19 protein-coding genes are annotated in these 21533 nt (G+C 62.5%); 13 read left to right on the top strand and 6 right to left on the bottom strand.

What is annotated here, in order from left to right:
• Positions 1–7 precede the first annotated feature (7 nt).
• The 5 genes from parE (at position 8) to AC19YY_RS10075 (ending at position 6584) form a co-directional block, all read left to right on the top strand.
• Positions 8–1912 carry a DNA topoisomerase IV subunit B gene (gene parE / locus AC19YY_RS10095; RefSeq protein WP_169952246.1) on the top strand — a complete coding sequence of 635 codons (1905 nt, stop codon included), beginning with the start codon at positions 8–10 and terminating at the stop codon, positions 1910–1912.
• Positions 1912–2907, top strand: a complete 996-nt coding sequence (locus AC19YY_RS10090) for an esterase-like activity of phytase family protein (protein ID WP_169952244.1) — start codon at positions 1912–1914, stop codon at positions 2905–2907. The genes parE and AC19YY_RS10090 overlap by 1 nt, the downstream gene beginning before the upstream one ends.
• The gene (locus tag AC19YY_RS10085) at positions 2904–3425 is read left to right on the top strand and encodes a TIGR02281 family clan AA aspartic protease (protein ID WP_169952241.1); all 522 of its coding nucleotides are present in this window, start codon (positions 2904–2906) and stop codon (positions 3423–3425) included. Before AC19YY_RS10090 ends, AC19YY_RS10085 begins: the two co-directional genes overlap by 4 nt.
• A 10-nt stretch (positions 3426–3435) precedes the next feature.
• On the top strand, positions 3436–5700 hold the full coding sequence (gene parC, locus AC19YY_RS10080; protein ID WP_170042443.1) for a DNA topoisomerase IV subunit A: 2265 nt from the start codon (positions 3436–3438) through the stop codon (positions 5698–5700).
• 176 nt (positions 5701–5876) lie between these two features.
• Entirely contained in the window at positions 5877–6584 is a 708-nt protein-coding gene (locus AC19YY_RS10075) for a PqiC family protein (RefSeq protein ID WP_029299146.1), read from the top strand.
• A gap of 171 nt (positions 6585–6755) precedes the next feature.
• Here AC19YY_RS10075 and AC19YY_RS10070 read toward each other — a convergent pair whose 3' ends face one another.
• On the bottom strand, positions 6756–8285 hold the full coding sequence (locus AC19YY_RS10070; RefSeq protein ID WP_500604133.1) for an AhpA/YtjB family protein: 1530 nt from the start codon (positions 8283–8285) through the stop codon (positions 6756–6758).
• Between the two features lie 133 nt (positions 8286–8418).
• Between AC19YY_RS10070 and serB the strand changes: the two genes are divergently transcribed.
• Positions 8419–9633 (top strand): phosphoserine phosphatase SerB, encoded by a 1215-nt coding sequence (gene serB, locus AC19YY_RS10065; RefSeq protein WP_169952235.1) that lies wholly within the window; start codon positions 8419–8421, stop codon positions 9631–9633.
• 97 nt (positions 9634–9730) lie between these two features.
• Here serB and asd read toward each other — a convergent pair whose 3' ends face one another.
• Genes asd through AC19YY_RS10050 form a run of 3 tightly spaced genes read right to left on the bottom strand, consistent with a single transcriptional unit; the run spans position 9731 to position 13016 of the window.
• Positions 9731–10591, bottom strand: a complete 861-nt coding sequence (asd, locus tag AC19YY_RS10060) for an archaetidylserine decarboxylase (protein ID WP_169952233.1) — start codon at positions 10589–10591, stop codon at positions 9731–9733.
• Positions 10592–10607: 16 nt separating this feature from the next.
• Positions 10608–11423: a rhodanese-like domain-containing protein gene (locus tag AC19YY_RS10055; RefSeq protein ID WP_169952231.1), complete on the bottom strand. Its 816-nt coding sequence runs from the start codon at positions 11421–11423 to the stop codon at positions 10608–10610.
• Positions 11424–11480: 57 nt separating this feature from the next.
• Positions 11481–13016: an HDOD domain-containing protein gene (locus AC19YY_RS10050; RefSeq protein ID WP_500604132.1), complete on the bottom strand. Its 1536-nt coding sequence runs from the start codon at positions 13014–13016 to the stop codon at positions 11481–11483.
• Positions 13017–13182: 166 nt separating this feature from the next.
• On the opposite strand from AC19YY_RS10050, the gene motA reads away from it, so the two are divergent.
• Both motA and motB read left to right on the top strand, forming a co-directional pair.
• The gene (gene motA, locus AC19YY_RS10045; RefSeq protein WP_169952227.1) at positions 13183–14034 is read left to right on the top strand and encodes a flagellar motor stator protein MotA; all 852 of its coding nucleotides are present in this window, start codon (positions 13183–13185) and stop codon (positions 14032–14034) included.
• A 3-nt stretch (positions 14035–14037) separates the two neighbouring features.
• Positions 14038–15060 carry a flagellar motor protein MotB gene (gene motB, locus AC19YY_RS10040; RefSeq protein WP_169952225.1) on the top strand — a complete coding sequence of 341 codons (1023 nt, stop codon included), beginning with the start codon at positions 14038–14040 and terminating at the stop codon, positions 15058–15060.
• A gap of 114 nt (positions 15061–15174) precedes the next feature.
• On the opposite strand, the gene rsgA is transcribed toward motB, so the two are convergent.
• Complete coding sequence (gene rsgA, locus AC19YY_RS10035) at positions 15175–16206, bottom strand: small ribosomal subunit biogenesis GTPase RsgA (protein ID WP_099170122.1); 1032 nt, start codon at positions 16204–16206, stop codon at positions 15175–15177.
• 106 nt (positions 16207–16312) lie between these two features.
• Between rsgA and orn the strand changes: the two genes are divergently transcribed.
• Together orn and AC19YY_RS10025 are read left to right on the top strand one after the other, a co-directional pair.
• Positions 16313–16855 carry an oligoribonuclease gene (orn, locus tag AC19YY_RS10030; protein ID WP_169952222.1) on the top strand — a complete coding sequence of 181 codons (543 nt, stop codon included), beginning with the start codon at positions 16313–16315 and terminating at the stop codon, positions 16853–16855.
• Positions 16856–17030: 175 nt separating this feature from the next.
• Positions 17031–17645 (top strand): trimeric intracellular cation channel family protein, encoded by a 615-nt coding sequence (locus AC19YY_RS10025; protein ID WP_169851492.1) that lies wholly within the window; start codon positions 17031–17033, stop codon positions 17643–17645.
• Here the strand turns inward: AC19YY_RS10025 and queG are convergent.
• Complete coding sequence (gene queG / locus AC19YY_RS10020) at positions 17627–18706, bottom strand: tRNA epoxyqueuosine(34) reductase QueG (RefSeq protein WP_169952220.1); 1080 nt, start codon at positions 18704–18706, stop codon at positions 17627–17629. The two genes, AC19YY_RS10025 and queG, sit on opposite strands and share 19 nt — an antisense overlap.
• Positions 18707–18769: 63 nt before the next feature.
• Here queG and AC19YY_RS10015 point away from each other — a divergent pair, with 63 nt between their 5' ends.
• From AC19YY_RS10015 to AC19YY_RS10005, 3 genes are read left to right on the top strand one after another with little or no spacing between them, the layout of a single operon-like run.
• Positions 18770–19630: an NAD(P)H-hydrate dehydratase gene (locus AC19YY_RS10015; RefSeq protein WP_169952218.1), complete on the top strand. Its 861-nt coding sequence runs from the start codon at positions 18770–18772 to the stop codon at positions 19628–19630.
• On the top strand, positions 19618–20085 hold the full coding sequence (gene tsaE / locus AC19YY_RS10010; protein ID WP_169952216.1) for a tRNA (adenosine(37)-N6)-threonylcarbamoyltransferase complex ATPase subunit type 1 TsaE: 468 nt from the start codon (positions 19618–19620) through the stop codon (positions 20083–20085). Before AC19YY_RS10015 ends, tsaE begins: the two co-directional genes overlap by 13 nt.
• A gap of 17 nt (positions 20086–20102) precedes the next feature.
• Positions 20103–21524: an N-acetylmuramoyl-L-alanine amidase gene (locus AC19YY_RS10005; protein ID WP_169952436.1), complete on the top strand. Its 1422-nt coding sequence runs from the start codon at positions 20103–20105 to the stop codon at positions 21522–21524.
• The last annotated feature ends 9 nt before the right edge of the window (positions 21525–21533 follow it).

The raw sequence follows: 21533 nt of genomic DNA, 5'->3' as shown, positions 1-21533 counted from the left end.
AGACCCCATGGCCACTCCCAGCGCTAGCTCTTATAACGCCGACGCCATCGAAGTCCTCTCGGGCCTCGACCCGGTGCGCAAACGCCCCGGCATGTACACCGACACCAGTCGGCCGAACCACCTTGCCCAGGAAGTCATCGACAACAGCGTCGACGAAGCCTTGGCCGGGCACGCCAAGTCGGTCCAGGTCATTTTGCACGCCGACCACTCCCTGGAAGTGTCCGACGACGGGCGCGGCATGCCGGTGGACATTCACCCCGAGGAAGGGGTTTCGGGTGTCGAGCTGATCCTCACCAAGCTCCATGCCGGCGGCAAGTTCTCCAACAAGAACTACCAGTTCTCCGGTGGCTTGCACGGTGTGGGTATTTCCGTGGTCAACGCCTTGTCCACGCAGGTGCGGGTCAAGGTCAAGCGCGACGGCAACGAATACCAGATGACCTTCGCCGATGGCTACAAGGCCACCGAGCTGGAAGTGGTCGGCACCGTCGGCAAGCGCAACACCGGGACCAGCGTGTACTTTGCGCCGGATCCGAAATACTTCGATTCCCCGAAATTCTCCATCAGCCGCCTCAAGCACGTACTCAAGGCCAAGGCCGTGTTGTGCCCGGGCTTGCTGGTCAGTTTTGAAGACAAAGGCACCGGCGAAAAGGTCGAGTGGCACTACGAAGACGGCCTGCGCTCCTACCTCGAAGACTCGGTCAGCGACTTCGAACGCCTGCCCAACGAGCCGTTCTGCGGCAGCCTGGCCGGTAACAAGGAGGCGGTGGACTGGGCCTTGCTGTGGTTGCCCGAGGGTGGCGACAGCGTTCAGGAAAGCTACGTCAACCTGATCCCCACCGCCCAGGGCGGTACCCATGTCAACGGTCTGCGCCAGGGCCTGCTGGATGCGATGCGTGAATTCTGCGAATACCGCAGCCTGCTGCCGCGCGGCGTGAAGCTGGCGCCGGAAGACGTCTGGGAGCGCATCGCCTTTGTGCTGTCGATGAAGATGCAGGAGCCGCAATTCTCCGGCCAGACCAAGGAACGCCTGTCGTCCCGCGAGGCCGCGGCGTTTGTCTCGGGTGTGGTCAAGGACGCGTTCAGTCTGTGGCTCAATGAACATCCGGAGCTGGGCCTGGCCCTGGCGGAACTGGCGATTAACAACGCCGGCCGTCGCCTCAAGGCCAGCAAAAAGGTCGAGCGCAAGCGCATCACCCAGGGCCCGGCATTGCCCGGCAAGCTGGCGGACTGCGCCGGCCAGGACCCGATGCGCTCCGAACTGTTCCTGGTGGAGGGTGATTCCGCCGGCGGTTCGGCCAAGCAGGCACGGGACAAGGAGTTCCAGGCGATCCTGCCGCTGCGCGGCAAGATCCTCAATACCTGGGAAGTCGATGGCAGCGAAGTGCTGGCCAGCCAGGAAGTGCACAACATCGCCGTGGCCATTGGCGTCGATCCAGGCGCCGAGGACATGAGCCAACTGCGCTACGGCAAAATTTGCATCCTCGCCGACGCCGACTCCGACGGCTTGCACATCGCGACCTTGCTCTGTGCCTTGTTCGTCCAGCATTTCCGCCCGCTGGTGGATGCCGGTCACGTCTATGTGGCGATGCCGCCGCTGTACCGCATCGACCTGGGCAAAGAGATTTTCTACGCCCTGGACGAAGCCGAGCGCGACGGCATCCTCGACCGCCTGGTAGCCGAGAAGAAGCGCGGCAAACCGCAGGTCACCCGATTCAAGGGCCTGGGTGAAATGAACCCGCCGCAACTGCGCGAAACCACCATGGACCCGAACACCCGGCGCCTGGTGCAGTTGACCCTGGAAGACTACGCCGCCACCTCGGAAATGATGGACATGTTGCTGGCCAAGAAACGCGCCGGCGACCGCAAGGCCTGGCTGGAGTCCAAAGGCAACCTGGCCGAGGTATTGGGCTGATGCGCAGCGGTTTCGCCCTGGCGATACTGTTGTTGAGCGGGTTGGCAGCTACCCAGGCAGTTGCCCAGCCTGCGGTCGAGCTCAAGTTGCTGTCCGAACACCCGGTAGACGGCATGCGCGGCGGCAACCTGTCGGGCCTGGCGTTGTGTGGCAAGGAGTTGTGGACGGTCTCTGACCGCGACGACGACCAGATCTACCGCCTCGACACCCGCGCCGACACCTGGCAGGCCGAGACGGTAAAGCTCGACGTGCCACCAGTGCCCGAGTCGGGCCTGCCGTGGGGCTTGCGCGCGCGCACCACGGCAGCGTCGGTGATACGCGGCGGCGACCTGGATTTTGAAGGCATCAGCTGTGACGCCGCAGGTAATCGCTACATCGTCAGCGAAGCCCATGCGGCAGTGCTGCAGGTGCCGGCAAGCGGTGATCCAGAGTGGCTGAAAATTGCCCCTGGCATGGTTCGCGAAGCGCGGGCCAGTGGCTTGCTGCTGCACTTCAATGCGTTGTTTGAAGGCCTGGCGATCAACCCCGAGGGCAATCAGATCTGGCTGGCGGCCGAGCGCGAGCGGCGTGGGCTGATCTCGATCAAGCGCGGGCAAAGCGTTTGGGATTGTGATGGCCCATGCGTACTGTTGAGCGAAGCCGGCCAGGAAATGCAGCCGGCGCAGTTTCCGGGGGCCAGGGCGGTATCCAAGGATTTTGCCGACCTGGCGCTGTTCAACGGCAAGCTGTTTACCCTGGAGCGCAACGCGTTCCAGATCTGCCGGCGCGACAGCGTGACGGCCAAGGTCGAGTTGTGCTGGTCGTACGCCGATGAGGCCCTGCTGCCAAATCGGCGCTACCCCCAGAGTTACGGGCTGGCGGAAGCGCTGCTGATTGACGCTGACGGTGCCTGGGTTGGCATCGACAATAATTTCGGCGCCCGGGCCGATGGTGAAAAACGCCCGATGGTCTATCGTTTTGCCGCCCCGGCCGGTGGCTGGAGCGCCCAGCCGTGAGCACGCAACCGCCCGGCAAGCGCGCTGGACGCCTATTGATGTTCGTGGCCTGGGGCGCGGGGCTGTTTTTGGCAACACGGTTTTTTGGGCAATGGGAGGCGCGGCAGGAAAACCCCAACGCCGTGGTCACCTCGCAGCAACACGCGGGTTATATAGAAGTGAAACTGGTCGGCAACGGCCAGGGGCATTTTGTCGCCACTGGCCAGATCAACGGCCAGCCGGTGGATTTCATGCTCGACACCGGTGCCACCGATGTGGCGGTGCCGGCCGAGTTGGCCGAGCGCCTGGGGCTCAAGCGCGGTTTGCCGGTGACCTTGAGCACCGCCAACGGCCGTAGCCAGGGCTATCGCACCCACCTCGACCGCCTGCAGTTGGGCGATATCGTCCTGCAGGACGTACGCGCCCTGGTGGCGCCGGGCCTGGGTGGCGAGCAAGTGCTGTTGGGCATGAGCGCATTGAAACAACTTGAATTTACCCAGCGTGGCGGCACCTTGCTGCTGCGCCAGACCAGACAATGATGAGGCCCGCATGAGTGACATCCTCGCAGACAGCTTAGACGGCGTAGAACGCCGGTCGCTGGCTGACTTCACCGAAAATGCCTACCTCAACTACTCCATGTACGTGATCATGGACCGTGCCTTGCCGCATATCGGCGACGGCCTGAAACCGGTACAGCGGCGCATTATCTACGCCATGAGTGAGTTGGGCCTGGACGCGGACTCCAAGCACAAGAAGTCGGCGCGTACCGTCGGTGACGTGCTCGGCAAGTTCCACCCCCACGGCGACTCGGCGTGCTATGAAGCCATGGTGCTGATGGCCCAGCCGTTCAGCTACCGCTACACCCTGGTCGATGGCCAGGGCAACTGGGGTGCGCCGGATGATCCCAAGTCGTTCGCCGCCATGCGTTACACCGAGGCGCGGCTGTCGCGTTACTCCGAAGTGCTGCTCAGCGAGCTGGGTCAGGGCACGGCAGACTGGGGCCCGAACTTCGACGGCACCCTCGACGAGCCTCTGGTCTTGCCGGCGCGCCTGCCCAATATCCTGCTTAACGGCACCACCGGCATCGCCGTGGGCATGGCCACCGACGTACCGCCACACAACCTGCGTGAAGTCGCCAGCGCCTGCGTGCGCCTGCTCGATGAGCCCAAGGCCACGGTCGAGCAGCTGTGCGAGCATATCCAGGGTCCGGACTACCCGACCGAAGCGGAAATCATCACGCCGCGTGCCGACCTGCTGAAAATGTACGAGACCGGCAAGGGCTCGGTGCGCATGCGCGCGGTGTACCACGTCGAAGATGGCGACATCATCGTCACCGCCTTGCCGCACCAGGTCTCCGGCGCGAAGGTGCTGGAACAGATTGCCGCGCTGATGCAGGCCAAGCCGTCGAAGCTGCCGCAAGTCGCGGACTTGCGTGACGAGTCCGACCACGAGAACCCTTGCCGCATCGTGATCATCCCGACCAATAGCCGGGTCGACCACGAAGTGTTGATGCAGCATCTGTTTGCCAGTACCGAGCTGGAATCCAGCTACCGGGTCAACGTCAACATCATCGGCCTGGACGGCAAGCCGCAGCTGAAAAACCTGCGCAACCTGCTGGTGGAGTGGCTGGAGTTCCGGGTCAATACCGTGCGCCGCCGCCTGCAGTTCCGCCTGGACAAGGTCGAGCGCCGCCTGCATCTGTTGGACGGCTTGCTGATTGCCTACCTCAACCTGGATGAAGTGATCCACATCATCCGCACCGCCGAGCACCCGAAGGCCGAGTTGATCGCGCGTTTCGAACTGAGCGAGATCCAGGCCGACTACATCCTCGATACCCGTCTGCGCCAGTTGGCGCGCCTGGAAGAGATGAAGCTGCGCGACGAGCAGGACGCGTTGCTCAAGGAACAAGCCAAGCTGCAAGCGCTGCTGGGTAGCGAAGCCAAGCTCAAGAAGCTGGTGCGCAGCGAACTGATCAAAGATGCCGAAACCTATGGCGACGACCGCCGCTCGCCGATTGTCGAGCGCGCCGAAGCCAAGGCCCTGACTGAAACCGAGCTGTTGCCCAACGAGAAAATTACCGTCGTTCTGTCGGAAAAGGGTTGGGTTCGTTCTGCCAAGGGGCATGATATTGATGCCACTGGCTTGTCGTACAAGGCGGGCGATGGGTTCAAGACCGCCGCAGCCGGGCGTTCCAACCAGTTTGCCGTGTTTATCGACTCCACCGGGCGCAGTTATTCGGTACCGGCCCATACTTTGCCGTCTGCACGGGGCCAGGGCGAACCGCTGACCGGCCGCCTGACGCCGCCGCCAGGGGCAAGTTTTGAATGTGTATTGCTGCCCGATGATGACTCGCTGTACGTGATCGCCTCCGACGCCGGCTACGGTTTTGTGGTCAAGGGTGAGGACTTGCAGGCCAAGAACAAGGCGGGCAAGGCCCTGCTGAGCCTGCCGAACAACGCCAAGGTGATCCTGCCGCGCCCGGTCGAGGACCGCGAGGGCAATTGGCTGGCATCGGTGACCACCGAAGGGCGCTTGCTGGTGTTCAAGATCAGCGACCTGCCGCAACTGGGCAAGGGCAAGGGCAACAAGATCATTGGTATCCCAGGGGAGCGGGTGGCCAGTCGCGAAGAGTACGTGACCGACATCGCAGTGATCCCGGAAGGCTCGACCCTGGTGCTGCAGGCCGGTAAACGCACGTTGTCCCTGCGTCCTGACGACCTTGAGCACTACAAGGGCGAACGTGGACGCCGCGGGAACAAATTGCCCCGTGGCTTCCAGCGGGTAGATGCATTGCTGGTAGAAACACCCGCTTAAAGCGATATAGAGCGCCCGATCTACGATTTAACGCGTAGATCGGCGCTTTCGCGCTGGAGTCATGGCGCATATTCACGGATGATATGGCCTTTCCAGCGCCGGCGTGGCTGAGCGCGTATAGGTTATTTTTAGTATTACATTGTGGTTTGCCTTGTGGCAGCCACCTGGATGGGATGATGACTGCTCCACGCCTTCCTTTATTTTTGATGCTCGCCGGCCTTTTGGGGTTGGCGGGTTGCACTACGCACCAACCGGTGTCGCTGTACCAGCTGGATAGCGGAAATCCGGCGCAGCCAGCGCAAAGTGCTGGCATGGCGGTCTTGCTCGGGCCGGTAGTGGTTGCCGATTACCTGCAACGTGAAACCCTGCTGCAACGCCAGGACGATGGCAGCCTGCAAGGCTCCATCGACGGCCGTTGGGCCGGTAGCCTGTCGTCGGATATCAACCAGTTGATGTTGCGTCAGGTGGCTGGCCACTTGGACAGCCAGCGTGTGGTGCTGTCGCCGGCGCCTACAAGCTTCTCCCCCGATGTGCAGGTATTGCTGACCATCACGCGCCTGGACTCCGGGGCTTCCCAGCCGGCGATCCTTGACGCGCAATGGCGCCTGATCGACCGCCGCGGCCAGGTGCGGGACAACCGCATCGTGCATCTGCAGGAGCAACATGCCGGCAGCACCGCTTCACAGGTCCAGGCCCAGGGTGTGTTGTTGCAGCGTTTGGCTGAGCAGTTGTCGGTAGCCCTCAAGCCGCTGGCCAACCAGCCACCGATTGCCGAAGCCCCACGCAAACAGGCCCCGGCCCCGGCCAAGCCGGCAGCTCCGGAAAAGCCAAAGATCCCGATGGCTTCGCCGATTCGTACGGATATGGAAGTGTTCAGGTTCTGACCTGGATCGCAGCCAAATAAAAGGCCCGCTGAGTAAGCGGGCCTTTTTGTTTGGTGCAGATCAAATGTGGGAGCGGGCTTGCCCGCGATAGCGCAGTGTCAGTCGACACTTGATTGACTGATCCAGCGCCATCGCGGGCAAGCCCGCTCCTACACAAGCCCGCAGTGTTGTTTAGGGCTTGTTCCGAGTCTCATGCATCCGCGCCAGCTGGCGCTCCAGCATCGACGGATAAGGCTCCATCAAGCGCTCTACACAGCACGCGCCTTCCGGGCTGGCAATCGGGCGGATACGTGCGCGTTGGCGGATCAAGGCGTCGTCGCTGATCTTGCGCTCCACCAGCAGCAGGTTGCGGCTGTGTTGCGACAAGGCCAGGGCATCCTGGGCGTTTTCGGTCAGCAACAGGTCGATCTGGCTCATGCCATATAGATCGTCGCCCAAGGTCAGGCCCAGTTGCAGTTGCAGGGTGATGCCACTGTCAGCGACTTCGATCTGCAAGGCATGGCCCAGGGCGCGCAGCAGCTCACCGCAGCAGATGGCGTTGGTCAAATAATCTTCGCCGCTGTCTTCGCTGTGGAACAGCATCAGCGTGCTGCCATCGTTGAGGGTGTGCAGCTCGCTCTGGTACAGCGACGCCGCCTGGTCAAGGCAGTCGCGGTAGCGTTCCAGCAACTCGGTCAGGCGTGCCCGTGGCAGGCGGCGCAATTGCTCCTGGGCGCCCAGTTGCACGGCCAATACCGCGCTGTGCTGGGGTTGGGTGTTCGCAGGCTTGGGCGCGACCACCGGGCTTGGTGCCGACTCGTCACGCAGGTCGGCAAACGGGTCGTCTTCGTCCAGGCTGTCTTCGTCGGCCTTGATGAGGGTGCGCGGTAGCGGCTTGAGGCCTGCCACCGGCGCCGACTCGTCGAAGCTCGGGTCGCGCAGGTTGCGCACCTCGAACTCGGGCTCGTCGTCATAGTCGGCGTCGTCGAACTCTGGCTCAGACTCAGGCTTGGCTTCGGGCACGGCCGGCTCCGGGGCAAAGCTTGTGTGCAACTGGCGGGCAAGGTCGCCGATCTCATCCTGGCGGTCGGTGGCCGGGGTGTGTTCGTCGATGTCGCGCAACCAGATGCGCAGTTGCATCAGGGGCGTGGAGATATGCCGGCCCAGACGCAGGCTCAAGGCCAGGGCCAGGGCCAGCAGGATCGCGCTGAGGATGCCCATGCTTTGCAGGCTGATGGTCATCGGCTGCTGGAACTGTTGCATGTCCAGGCTGATGCGCAATTGGCCGGCTTTCACATCCTGAAACGTGATATTGCTCTGGTACAAGCCTTCGGCTTCACCCAACAGGCCGTTTTTCGGGCGTTGCCCGGCTTCGGCCATGATCCGGTTGTCCACGCTGTAGATGGCGGCGTGGGCCACCAGCGGGTTCTTGGTCAGGTTGTTGAGCAGCACGTTGAGGCTGAGGATGTCATTGGACACCAACAGCTCGGTCGCCGAGGTGGCGGTCTGGGTCGTCAAGCTCTCGCCCAGGGCGTCGGCTTGCTCGTGCATGGCCTGTTTGAACTGCAAACCCATCACGCACGCGTAGATCACCAGGGCCAGGGCGACCAGGATCACGTTATGGCTGGCAATGCGTAATGCGATCGGTACACGGCGGTGGCGCAGTGCCCGGAAGATCAGCAGGAAGAAGTTATCGGTTTTTACTGGCGTGGGCCGGTTCACTTGCGCTCGGCTCTTGGTCCGTGAAGTTGACGCGCAGTATAGCGACAGGCCCAAGACCGGCAAAGCGCTGGCTGTGCCCGATGGTCACTGAAAGTGGGTAGAATGCGGTTTTTTTCCAGCTCGGGGGTGCGCTTTGCGCGAAATTGTCCTGATTAACATCACAGGTGAGGACCGTCCGGGTCTTACCGCAGCCATCACCGGTGTCCTGGCCCAGGGTGGCGTGACCATTCTGGACATCGGCCAGGCCGTGATCCACGACACCCTGTCGTTCGGCATTCTGGTGGAGATTCCAGATACCGAACAGGCCTCGTCCGTGCTCAAGGACATCCTGTTTACGGCCTATAAGCTGGATCAGCAGGTGCGGTTCACTCCGGTATCCGAAGAGGATTACCAGCACTGGGTGGCCGGCCAAGGCAAGAAACGCCACATCGTCACGCTGCTGACGCGCAAGGTCACCGCCGAACAGTTGCAGCGGGTCAGCTCGATCACCGCGCAATACGGCTTGAACATCGACCATATCGACCGTCTGTCGGGTCGTATGCCGCTGGACATGCCGGCGGACCAGGGCAAGGGTTGTATCGAGTTCTCTGTGCGCGGTGAGCCGGCCGATCCACAGGCCTTGCGCGCCGAGTTCCTTAGCGTCGCCCAGGAACTGAACGTGGATATAGCCTTCCAGGAAGACTCGCTGTTCCGTCGCAATCGCCGCCTGGCGGTGTTCGACATGGACTCGACCCTGATCGAAGCCGAAGTCATCGACGAGTTGGCCAAGGCTGCGGGCGTTGGCGAGCAAGTTTCCCAGATCACTGAACGCGCGATGGCGGGTGAGCTGGACTTTCGCGCCAGCTTCAAGGAGCGCCTGGCGCTGCTCAAGGGCCTGGACGTCAGCGTCCTCGACTCTATCGGCGCCTCCCTGCGCTTGACCGAAGGTGCCGAAACCCTGTTCGCCGAACTCAAGCGCCTGGGTTACAAGACAGCGATCCTTTCGGGCGGCTTTACCTACTTCGCCAAGCAATTGCAGGCCAAGCTGGGCATCGACTATGTGTTCGCCAACGAACTGGAAGTGGTGGATGGCAAGGTGACGGGCGTGGCGGTCGAGCCGATTGTCGACGCGCAGCGCAAAGCTGATCTGCTACGGGAGCTGGCACACAAGGAAGGTTTACGTCTGGAGCAGACCATTGCGGTCGGCGACGGCGCCAATGACCTGCCGATGCTGGCTATCGCCGGGTTGGGCGTGGCGTTCCGTGCCAAGCCGTTGGTCAAGCAGTCGGCCAAGCAGGCGATTTCGACGTTGGGGTTGGACGGTGTGCTGTATCTGTTGGGCCTGCGCGACCGCGACGGGCAGCTGTAAGCCGAGATCAAAATGTAGGAGCTGGCTTGCCAGCGATAGCGGTGTTGGATTCACCACCGTCATCGCCGGCAAGCCGGCTCCTACAATGAAGGCTGCATCAGGCTTTTGGTAGCGCGATACCCTGGCCCATCTGCACCGGCGTTCCCGCCACCAGTTCTTCAGCCCACTGCACCTGATCCGGCCCAAACAGCACGATAGCGGTCGAACCCAGCTTGAAGCGCCCCAGTTCCGCACCTTTTTCCAGGTGGATCGGTGCACGGGCGGCTTCGTCGTAGCGCACGGTTTTCAGCTCGCGCTTGGGCGGCGTCACCAGCCCGGCCCATACGGTTTCAATCGACGCCACAATCATCGCGCCCACCAATACCACGGCCATCGGGCCGCGTTCGGTATCGAACAGGCAGACAACACGCTCGTTACGCGCAAACAGTTCCGGCACGTTTTCGGCGGTGGTCTGGTTGACCGAGAAAATCCGCCCAGGCACGTAGACCATTTCCCGCAGGGTGCCGGCCAGTGGCATGTGCACGCGGTGGTAGTCCTTCGGCGACAGGTAGATGGTGGCAAAGTCGCCGCCCATGAACGGTGCGGCAACGGCGGCGTCGCCACCGAGCAACTCCAGCACGCTGAAACTGTGGCCCTTGGCCTGGAACACACGACCGTGCTCGATCGGGCCGAGCTGGCTGACGGCGCCATCTGCCGGGCTCAACACCGCGCCCGGGGTTGGGTCCAGTGGGCGCGCGCCGTCCTTCAGGGCACGGGTGAAGAAGGCGTTGAAGTGCTCGTAGGCGGTCACGTCTTCCACCAGCGCCTGGGACATATCCACCTGGTAGCGCTTGGCGAACCAGGTGGTGAAGGCATTCTTGAACCAGCGCACACGGCATTCGGCGATGCAGCCGGCCAGGCGCGATAGCAGGTGGTGGGGCAGCAGGTACTGGCTGAGGATAAACAAACGCTTTTTCATGAACTGTCCTTAAACCTTAAATCTCGACGGGGGTGTCGGGGTGGTTGCCCCATTCGCCCCAGGAACCGGCATAACCTTTGACTCGCGGATAACCGAGCGCCTTGGCCACCAGGTAGGTGAAGCCAGAACGGTGGTGAGTCTGGCAGTGGGTAATGATTTCTTTGTCTTTGCTCAGGCCCAGGCCTTCGAGGATCTGCGGCATGTCGCGGCGGATTCGCAGGTTGCGCGCCTTGTCCATGCCCGCCGTCCATTCGAAGTTGACCGCGCCGGGAATATGTCCGCCCTTGGCGGCGAGGACTTTCTCTCCCGAGTATTCCAGCGGCCCGCGTGCATCCCAGATGCCCAGGTCGGCAGCGCCGAGGCGGCTTTGCAGGTATTCGCGGGTGGCGGTGGGCTCGTCGTGCAGGGTCAGGCTGACCGGCCCACCCACGGCGGCGGTTGCCTCGGTGGACACCGGGTGCTGCTCATCCAGCCACGCCAGCAGGCCGCCATCGAGGTAGTGATACTTTTTGTGGCCGATCACGTCGAGCAGCCAGATAAAGCGCCCGGCCCAGCCGCCGCCTTCGTCGTCGTACACCACGTAGGTGGCGTCCGGAGTGTGGCCCAGTTCGCCGAACAGCTTCTCCAGGTCGGCCTTGGCCGGCAGCAGCCCCGGTGCCGGAGGCTGGCCCAGTTGGGTGCGTTTGGGATCAACAAAGTGCGCGCCGGGGATATGCCCCTGGGCATAACGGGCGGCGCTGGTGAGGTCCACCAGAATCAACGGCTCGGCGGCGAGGCGGCCAAGCAGGTCGCTGGGCTCGATCACCAGCGGCAAGCCAGAAAAGTCAGGCATGTGAGGTCTCCCGGGCACTAGGTTGGGCGATAAAAGAGGGCGATTGTAACGCAAGCATCAGGTGGTGCGGTTGGTAAAGCAGTGCAGGGCTTTCTCGATGCATTGGGCGGTTTTACCGAAGGCCTGTACGGTGGTTTCGGAGAACGGCCCGCCACCCTGGTCGGCCACCATCAGCATCACCACCCGGCCGTTACAGCTCAGGGAGCGCAACAGCAGGTGCTCGCCGACAAACAGGCGACGCAATGAGGCCGGCAGCAGTGCCGCGAATTGCGCGTGATTGTCCGGGTTAAGGCGCACCTGCGCAGACTTCTCCAGCAGGCGTTGCAGCAGCGTGCTTTGTGCGGTTTCAAGGCTCAGGTTGGCGGCGTCCTTGGGCAGGCCATCGACCTGATGCACGCGCAGCGTGGTCAAGGCCTTGTCGGCCATCAGCAACATGACGCGCTGCATGCCACTGGCCACCAGGGCCTCCTTGGCACAGGTGGTCAGGTGCATGGCGTTGGCGAAGCGGCTGGGCTCCACCAACAGTTCGCTGCAGCGCTTGCGCCAGACCGCCAGGGATTCGGCGGTGGGCGGCGGTGCTGGCAGCAGGCCGCGATGCACCCGCTGCACATGCCACGGCCAGATCAGTGCCAACGCTGGGTGCCAGAGACCGGCGGTCAAGGTATGGCGGGCGCTGATGGCTGCCTGCTGGTGCACCTGTTGCTGCACATCGGCCAGCGGTTGTTGCAGGTACAGTGCGGTGAGGTACTGCCAGCGCTGGGTGTGCGGGCAGGTCCAGGACTCCTGCGCTGCCAGCGCCATGCCATTGGCCAGCAGCACGGTGTTGGCCGGCTGGTTCAGCCAGCGCCGCAGCGCTGGGTCGTCATCGAGTTTTTGCTGCTGGCTCAAGGGCGCTTCATCGCGGGCGATGTGCAGGGCCTTGACCAGCAAGCGTTGTTCCTTGAGCAGCAGTTGGTAGCCCTGGGACACCCAGATCGGCAAGCGCCAGGCCTCGGTCAGCCCCAGGCACAGTTCCAGCAGGCGCACGCCGAACAGTTCCTGCTCGACCTTGCGTGCCGATTGGCCCTTGTGGATCACCCGCAGTTCCCATTCTTCCAAAAGCTTTGGGTAGGCCACGGCCATCGGCCACAGCGGCGAGAGAAACAGCAGGCTGCCCCAATGAATGTCCTGCCACAGGCGCGCCAGGCGGCTGGCGAACAGGCCATTGGCTTGTTGCGAGGCGTGCTGGCTGATCAGTTGCAGTTGACGCAGGGCCACGGGGATTTCATTGAGCGGCACCGACGGCAGGCGCACGAGAAGTTCTTCGGTGCGCTTGAGGCCGAGGCGGTTGATCGCCACTTCAAGGTTTTCTGCAGGCTCTGCCAGGCTGCCGTGGGCCTGGTTGTTGGCTTCGCGCATGACGCTCAGGACCAACGCCGGGCTGTCTTGCATCAGCTCCGCAATATCTCGCAACGAACGGCGGCTGTCGCCGATGGCCTTGCACACCGCAACGTGGCTCGCTTGCGGGACGGGCAGGCACACCTCGTCCAGACGCTTGATCCAGCCAGCCAGGGAGTTGGGTTTTGCAGTTGGGACTGTCGTTTCGTTTGCCATGATTGGGGCGCGATCATCACTTGCGGTCAACACGCCCGGAGTGGGCCGAACTGGCTTTTCGCCTTAACGGGCTATAGTCTGGCGCAGTTTTGCCGATAAGTAGAAGAAGAGTTTTTAGATCTTCCGAATATGTCCATGAACCCGACGGCGCAAGTACTCATCCCCTATGGCTAAAATTATCGGCATCATCGTCGTCATCGCAAGCGTGCTCGGCGGATACGTTCTGTCCCACGGTAAAATTGCTGCGCTGATCCAGCCCTTCGAAGTGCTGATCATCGGCGGTGCGGCGTTTGGCGCTTTCCTGCAGGCTAACCCAGGCTACATGACCATGCACGTGGTCAAAAAGTCGCTGGGCATGTTCAGCTCGCGCTTTTCCCACACGTTCTATCTGGAAGTGCTGGGCCTGGTCTACGAGATCCTCAACAAGAGCCGCCGCGAAGGCATGATGGCCATTGAGGCGGATATCGAGGACGCTGCAGCGAGCCCGATCTTCGCCAAGTACCCGGCCGTGCTCAAGGACGAGCGCATGACCGCCTACATCTGCGACTACCTGCGCATCATGTCCTCCGGCAACATGGCCCCGCACGAGCTGGAAGGCCTGTTCGACATGGAGCTGTTCAGTTTGAAAGAAGAGCTGGAGCACCCGTCCCATGCCGTGACCGGCATCGCCGACGGCATGCCCGGTTTCGGTATTGTCGCGGCGGTACTGGGTATCGTGGTGACCATGGCGTCCCTGGGCGAGGGCGACCAGGCGGCCATCGGTATGCACGTAGGCGCGGCGCTGGTGGGGACCTTCTTCGGTATTCTCGCGGCCTATGGTTTCTTTGGCCCGCTGGCCACCTCCCTGGCCCACGATGCCAAGGAAGAGCTGAATATCTACGAAGCGATCAAGGCGTCGCTGGTGGCTTCGGCTTCCGGTATGCCGCCGTCCCTGGCCGTGGAATTCGGGCGCAAGGTGCTGTATCCGAAGCACCGCCCGAGCTTTGCCGAGCTGGAACAAGCAGTTCGCGGTCGCTAAGCCATGGAAAACAACCAGCCAATCATCATCAAGCGCGTCAAGCGCTTCGCTGCCGGGCACCACGGCGGCGCCTGGAAAATCGCCTTCGCCGACTTTGCGACGGCGATGATGGCGTTCTTCCTGGTGCTGTGGCTGATGTCCACTGCGACGCCGGAACAGAAGATCGCCATCGCCGGTTATTTCAAGGATCCCATCGGCTTCTCCGAGAGTGGCACGCCGTTTGTGATCGACCTGGGTGGTTCGCCAGAATTGGCTCCCGAGCGCACCATCAACCCAGAAGTCCAGACCGAAGCGCCCCAGAAAAACATCCCGATCGAACGCCAGACCGTCGAGAGCATGGCCGAACAGGTCGAGCAGGAACGCCTGGAGTTGTTGCTGCAAGAGCTGCAGAACAAGGTCGACGAGAACCCGCAACTGCAAAAATTCAAGGATCAGATCCACTTCGAGATCACCCCGGACGGCCTGCGTATCCAGATCATGGATGACGCCAATCGACCGATGTTCGACTCTGGCAGTGCGCGCCTCAAGCCCTACTTCGAAGACATCCTGCTGGCCATGGCCGACACCATCAAGGCGGTGCCGAACAAGATCAGCGTCAGCGGCCATACCGATGCCAAGCCGTATTCGGGCCTGGGCGATTTCGGTAACTGGGAACTGTCCGCCAACCGCGCCAACGCCGCCCGCCGCGCCCTGGTGGCTGGCAGTTACCCAGATACCCAGGTGGCGCGCGTGGTGGGCTTTGCTTCATCGCAGTTGTTTGATACCCAGGACCCATTCAACCCGATCAACCGGCGCATCGACATCGTGGTGCTGACCAAAAAAGCCCAGCGCGCCATCGAAGGCGAGCAGGGCACTCCACCGCCAGTGCCGACCCAGGGCGAGGGCGCTCCGGGTGAAGTCCCGGTGGACCCGAACGCCCTGCCACCCGAGCAGCAGCCGTTGCCGGCCCATGAGCTGCGCCAGAAGCTGAATTTGTTTGACGAGGGTGGGGTGAAGGCTCCCGGAGAAGCCCCGGCCGGTAGCTGATGCGGCTTAGGTGGGAGTGGGCTTGCTCGCGATAGCATCACCTCGGTGCATCAGTTGCACCGAGTTGTCTGCATCGCGGGGAAGCCCGGTCCCACACAAGCGCGTACCTACGACTTAATAGCTGCTTTCGGGCAAGCTGGCGATGATCGAGCGATAGCTGTTCATCCGTTGTTGCTGCACGCGCCCGTCTTCCAGGGCCTTGAGCAAGGCGCAGCCTGGCTCGCGGTCGTGCTTGCAGTCGCGAAAGCGACAAGTGCCGATCAGGTCGTTGAACTCGATGAAACCCGCTTCGACATCAGCACGGCTGACGTGGCCCAGGCCGAACTCACGGATGCCGGGGGAGTCGATCAACTCGCCACCGCCCGGGAAGTGGAACAGGCGCGCGGTGGTGGTGGTGTGCGTGCCCTGGCCGGACAGTTCCGACAGCGGGCCGACGCGGGTCTCGACTTCCGGCAGCAAGCTGTTGACCAAAGACGACTTGCCCACGCCCGACTGGCCGACGAACACGCTGATGCGCCCGTCCAACTGCTGTTGCAGCTGTTCCATGCCGTTGCCATGGTGCGCCGAGACTTCCAGCACCGGGTAGCCCAACTGCCGATACACCGCGAGCAATGCATTGAGCGCCGGGGCGTTCTGTTCGTCGATCAGGTCGAATTTGTTCAGCAGCAACAGCGGGCGGATGCCGGCGTGTTCGGCCGCCACCAGGTAGCGGTCGATCAGGTTGGCGTGGGGCTCGGGCAGCGGGGCGAAGACGATGACAATCATGTCGACGTTGGCCGCCACCGGCTTGAGTTGGCCACGGCTGTCGGGGCGACGCAGTTCGGTGGTGCGCGGCAGTTGCGCGACGATCACCCCGATACCCTGGTTGCCGGCACGCCATACCACTTTGTCGCCAGTGACCAGCGCCGGCAGGTTGGCGCGCAGGTGGCAGCGGAACACTGCGCCGGCCAGTTCGCCTTCCAGGGCCTCGACTTCGACCTGCACCCCAAAGTGCGCGATTACCAGGCCCGTTTGCTCGGGGCCGAGGTCGCCACCCTCCAGCGCTTCTACGGCAGAGGATTCACGTTTGGCGGCGCGGGCAGCGCGTTCACCCTGGATCTTTTCGATGCGCCAGTTTTGGCGGCGGTTGAGCTGGCGTTTGGCCATTGGTGTTCCGTGTCGATAATGCAAAGGTTGGATAAAACGGTCGCGAGTCTAGCACGCCCCGCCTGCTAAACTGCGCAGCTACGCCAAGGTGCCAAGGAACCACGACATGCAAAACCCACAGAACCTGATTTGGATCGATCTGGAAATGACCGGTCTGAACCCTGACACCGACGTCATCATCGAGATGGCGACCATTGTCACCGACAGCAACCTCAACACCTTGGCCGAAGGTCCGGTGATCGCCATCCACCACAGCGACGCGGTGCTGGCCACCATGGACGAGTGGAACACCCGCACCCACGGCAACTCGGGCCTGACCCAGCGCGTGCGCGACAGCCGCGTGAGCATGGCTGAGGCTGAGGCCGAGACGATTGCGTTCCTGGAAAAGTGGGTGCCCAAGGGCAAGTCGCCGATCTGTGGCAACAGCATCTGCCAGGACCGTCGCTTCCTTTATACCCACATGAAGGGGCTGGAAAGCTACTTCCACTATCGCAACCTAGATGTGTCGACCTTGAAAGAACTGGCCGCGCGCTGGGCGCCAGAGGTCAAGGACAGCTTCCACAAGGGCAGCACCCACCTGGCCCTGGATGATATCCGCGAGTCGATTGCCGAGTTGCAGCACTACCGCAAGCATTTCATCAAGGCCTGACTTGCAGCAGGGCTGTGCCCTCTGTAGGAGTCTGGCTTGCCGGCGATGGCGTCCTCAAGGGCCCCATCGCCGGCAAGCCGGGCTCCTACACGGATGTTCGCGTGGGTTTTCTGGTCGCCCCCTTTTGGTGCCCCTGCCAAATGATTAGACTGCGCGCCTCTTTGCAAGGATCGCCATCATGCTGCTGATGCTCTACCTCATCGCCATCACCGCCGAAGCCATGACTGGTGCCTTGTCGGCCGGCCGTCGTGGCATGGATTGGTTCGGCGTGGTGCTGATTGCGTGCGTCACAGCCCTTGGCGGCGGTTCGGTACGCGATGTGTTGCTTGGCCACTACCCGCTCACCTGGGTCAAACACCCGGAATACCTGGTGCTGACCTCGGTAGCGGCATTGGTGACGATCTTTATCGCCCCATTGATGCGTCATTTGCGTTCACTGTTTTTGGCGCTGGACGCCGTGGGCCTGGTGGCGTTCACCCTGATCGGCTGCATGACGGCCCTGGAAATGGGCCACGGCATGCTGGTGGCCTCGGTCAGCGGGGTGATCACCGGGGTCTTCGGCGGGATCCTGCGGGATATCTTCTGTAACGATATCCCATTGATCTTCCGCCGCGAGCTGTACGCCAGCGTGTCGTTCCTCGCCGCCTGGTGCTACATGCTGTGCATCTACCTCGAATTGCCCAGCGAGCAGGCGATCCTGCTGACCTTGTTCAGCGGTTTTCTATTGCGTCTGCTGGCGATCCGCTTTCATTGGGAAATGCCCAAGTTCGTCTACAACGACGAACATTGACGGAGCGCGTGCTGGTTCAGCGCCCATTCCACATGTTCGCGGACCAGTTCGCTGGGGTAGTCCAGGCGTGCCTTCAAGGCTTCCAGCACCGGAATGCTCGAGGGCGCATTGCCCAGGCCCACGGCCAGGTTGCGCAGCCAGCGCTCATAGCCGGCGCGGCGCAGCGGCGAGCCTTCGGTGCTGCTGAGGAATTTATCCTCATCCCACATAAATAACTCAGCCAGTTCGGCGTTATCCAGATTGTGGCGCGGCTTGAAATCGCTTTCTCCTGAGGGGCGGGCGAAACGATTCCATGGGCAAACGATCTGACAGTCATCGCAGCCGAAAACCCGGTTGCCAATCAACGGCCGCAGCTCTTCGGGGATCGCGCTCTTGAGTTCGATGGTCAGGTACGAAATGCAGCGCCGGGCGTCCAGCACATAGGGGCCGACGAAGGCATTGGTCGGGCAGATATCGAGGCAGGCGGTGCAGCGGCCGCAGTGTTCGGTGCTGTGGGGCGGATCGATGGGCAGCGGCAGGTCGACAAACAGCTCACTGAGGAAGAAGTAGCTACCGGCCTTGCGGTTGAGGACCAGGGTGTTTTTGCCGATCCAGCCTAAACCTGCCTGTTCGGCGATGGCTTTTTCCAGCACTGGGGCGCTGTCGACAAAGGCGCGAAAACCAAACGGGCCGATCTGTGCCTGGATGCGGTCGGCCAGTTGCTGCACGCGCTTGCGGATCAGCTTGTGGTAGTCGCGGCCCAGGGCGTAGCGGGAGATGTAGGCTTTTTCGGGTTGGGCCAGCAGTTGCGCCATCTGCGTGTCGCCGGGCAGGTAATCCATGCGCAGGGACACCACGCGCAAGGTGCCGGGTACCAGCTCGTCAGGGTGCGAGCGTTTGCTGCCATGGGCGCCCATGTAGTCCATCTCGCCGTGATAGCCCGCGTCGAGCCAGCGCTGCAGGTGCTGTTCATGCTCGGCCAGGTCCAGGCCGCTGATGCCGACTTGTTGAAAGCCCAACTCGCGGCCCCAGTCTTTGATCGATTGGGCGAGGGCGGGCAGATCGGTGGTAATAGCAGGCATGAGACGAGAGAAACCGCAGGTTAGATGCGTATAATTCTGCCAGACATCGGAGCTTGAAGACGCATGCCGCAGACAAAACACGAAATAACTGACGTTCAGCCCCTGTTGCCCGGCCATTTGCCGCAACTGGCTGCGCGTTCCCCAGAGGCCCACAAGGGCCAGTTTGGCCATGTCCTGGTGATTGGCGGCGACCATGGCTTTGGCGGGGCGGGGTTGCTGAGTGCCGAAAGCGCGCTGCGCAGCGGTGCTGGCCTGGTGTCCCTGGCGACCCGCAGCGAACACGTCCCGGCGGCCTTGACCCGCTTGCCGGAAATCATGGCGCGGGGCGTGCATTCGGCCAACCAATTGATGGGCCTGCTGGAAAAAGTCTCGGTGATTGTTATCGGCCCTGGCCTGGGCGACATGGCGTGGGGCAAGAGCCTGTTGTCGGTGGCGGCCAATGCCCGGCAACCCCAGGTCTGGGATGCTGACGCGCTGAACCTGCTGGCCGCAGGCCATGTAACCTTGCCGGCCGATTGTGTGATCACCCCGCACCCGGGGGAAGCGGCGCGGCTGATGGGTATTTCGACAGCCGAGGTTCAGGCCGACCGACTTAAGGTGGCGCGCGCGCTGAGCCAGAAATTCAATGCCGTCACGGTACTCAAGGGCGCTGGCAGCCTGATCGCCAGCCCGGATGGGCGGGTATCGCGTTGTGACCAGGGGCATCCGGCCATGGCGTCGGCGGGCCTGGGGGATGTGCTCGCCGGCCTGACCGGCGCGCTGCTGGCCCAGGGCATGCCGGCGTTCGAGGCCGCCAGCCTGGCGGTGTGGTTGCACGCCACGGCGGGCGATCGCCAGGGCACCTTTGGTCGCGGCCTGGTAGCCAGCGACCTGATTCCTGCCATTCGTCAGTTGCTGGAGGAGCAGTCACCGTGTCTGAAGTAACCCTGTTTATTGCCGATGAAGAGGCCATGGTGGCGTTTGGTAAACGCATTGCCGAGATCACCCAGGGCGTGGGCCTGATTTTTCTGCAGGGTGACCTGGGTGCCGGCAAAACCACGCTGTCGCGCGGCATCATTCGCGGGCTTGGGCACGCTGGCGCGGTGAAAAGTCCGACGTTTACCCTGGTAGAACCTTACGAGATCGGTGACCTGCGCGCGTTCCATTTCGACCTGTACCGCCTGGTGGATCCTGAGGAATTGGAGTACATGGGCATCCGCGATTACTTCGATGGCGATGCTTTATGCCTGATCGAGTGGCCGGACAAGGGCACAGGCTTTTTGCCAAAGCCTGACCTGACCATTACCATTACCCCGCATAACCATGGGCGTCAGTTGAAATTGTTGTCCCAGAGCGCGCGCAGTGAGTCTTGGTGCGCCGCTTTGGCTTTGGAATTCTAATAATGGGTGGGTTAGGTATGCGCTTTCGCGCGTTGGTTGCTGTCGTGGGGGTGTTGCTTGCGGCAATGACTGTCAATGCTCTGGCCGCTTCACAGGTAAAAAGTGTGCGCCTGTGGCGAGCACCGGATAACACGCGACTGGTGTTCGACCTGTCTGGCCCGGTCCAGCACAGCGTCTTTACCCTGACGGCGCCTGATCGCCTGGTGATCGACATCAACGGTGCAACCCTGGCTGCGCCCTTGAAGGTTTCCACCGCCAACACGCCGATTACCGCGATGCGCTCGGCCCAGCGCACGCCGACCGACCTGCGGGTGGTCATCGACCTGAAGAAAGTCGTCACGCCCAAGAGTTTTTCCCTCGCGCCGAACGCCCAGTATGGCAACCGCCTGGTGGTCGACCTCTTTGACAATCCTGCCGACGCCGCGCCCACCCCGGCGCCGACCCCTGCGGTTGCCACCACCCCGGCGGTGCCGGTCAATCCTGCGCAGCCCCAGGTCAAGTTGCCACCGCTGCCACCCGCGCCGGCCGGCAAGCGCGACATTATCGTAGTGATCGACGCCGGGCACGGCGGTGAAGACCCGGGCGCCTCGGGCTCCCGTGGCCAGCACGAAAAAGATGTGGTTCTGGCCATCGCCCGTGAACTGCAGCGCCAGATCAACGGGATGAAGGGTTATCGCGCCGAATTGACCCGTACTGGCGACTACTTCATCCCATTGCGTGGACGTACTGAAATCGCCCGCAAAAAGGGCGCGGACCTGTTCGTTTCGATCCACGCCGACGCCGCACCGTCGAAGGCAGCCTTCGGCGCCTCGGTGTTTGCCCTGTCGGATCGTGGCGCCACGTCCGAGACCGCACGCTGGCTGGCTGACAGCGAAAACCGTTCCGACTTGATCGGCGGTGCCGGCAACGTGTCCCTGGATGACAAGGACCGCATGCTCGCAGGTGTGTTGCTGGACCTGTCGATGACCGCCTCGCTGACCTCCAGCCTGAACGTCGGGCAGAAGGTGTTGAGCAACATGGGCCGGGTCACGCCGCTGCACAAACAGCGGGTGGAGCAAGCCGGGTTCATGGTGCTCAAGTCGCCGGATATCCCGTCGATCCTGGTCGAAACCGGCTTTATCTCCAACGCCAACGAAGCCAACAAGCTCGCCTCCGCCAGCCACCAGCAGGCGCTGGCGCGCTCCATCAGCGCCGGCGTGCGCCAGTTCTTCCAGCAGAACCCGCCACCGGGCACTTATATCGCCTGGCTGCGGGACTCCGGGAAAATTGCCCAGGGCCCGCGTGACCATCGGGTGCAGCCCGGCGACACCCTGGCCATGCTGGCCGTACGCTTCCAGGTCTCGGCTGCCACCTTGCGCAGCGCCAATAGCCTGAAAACCGATGAACTGAAAGTCGGCCAGGTATTGACCATCCCCGGCACTGAATTGGCAGCCCAGTAATGAGCGAAT

Source organism: Pseudomonas sp. MF09156 (assembly GCF_059862305.1).
This window is presented reverse-complemented; position numbering and strand designations above follow the sequence as displayed.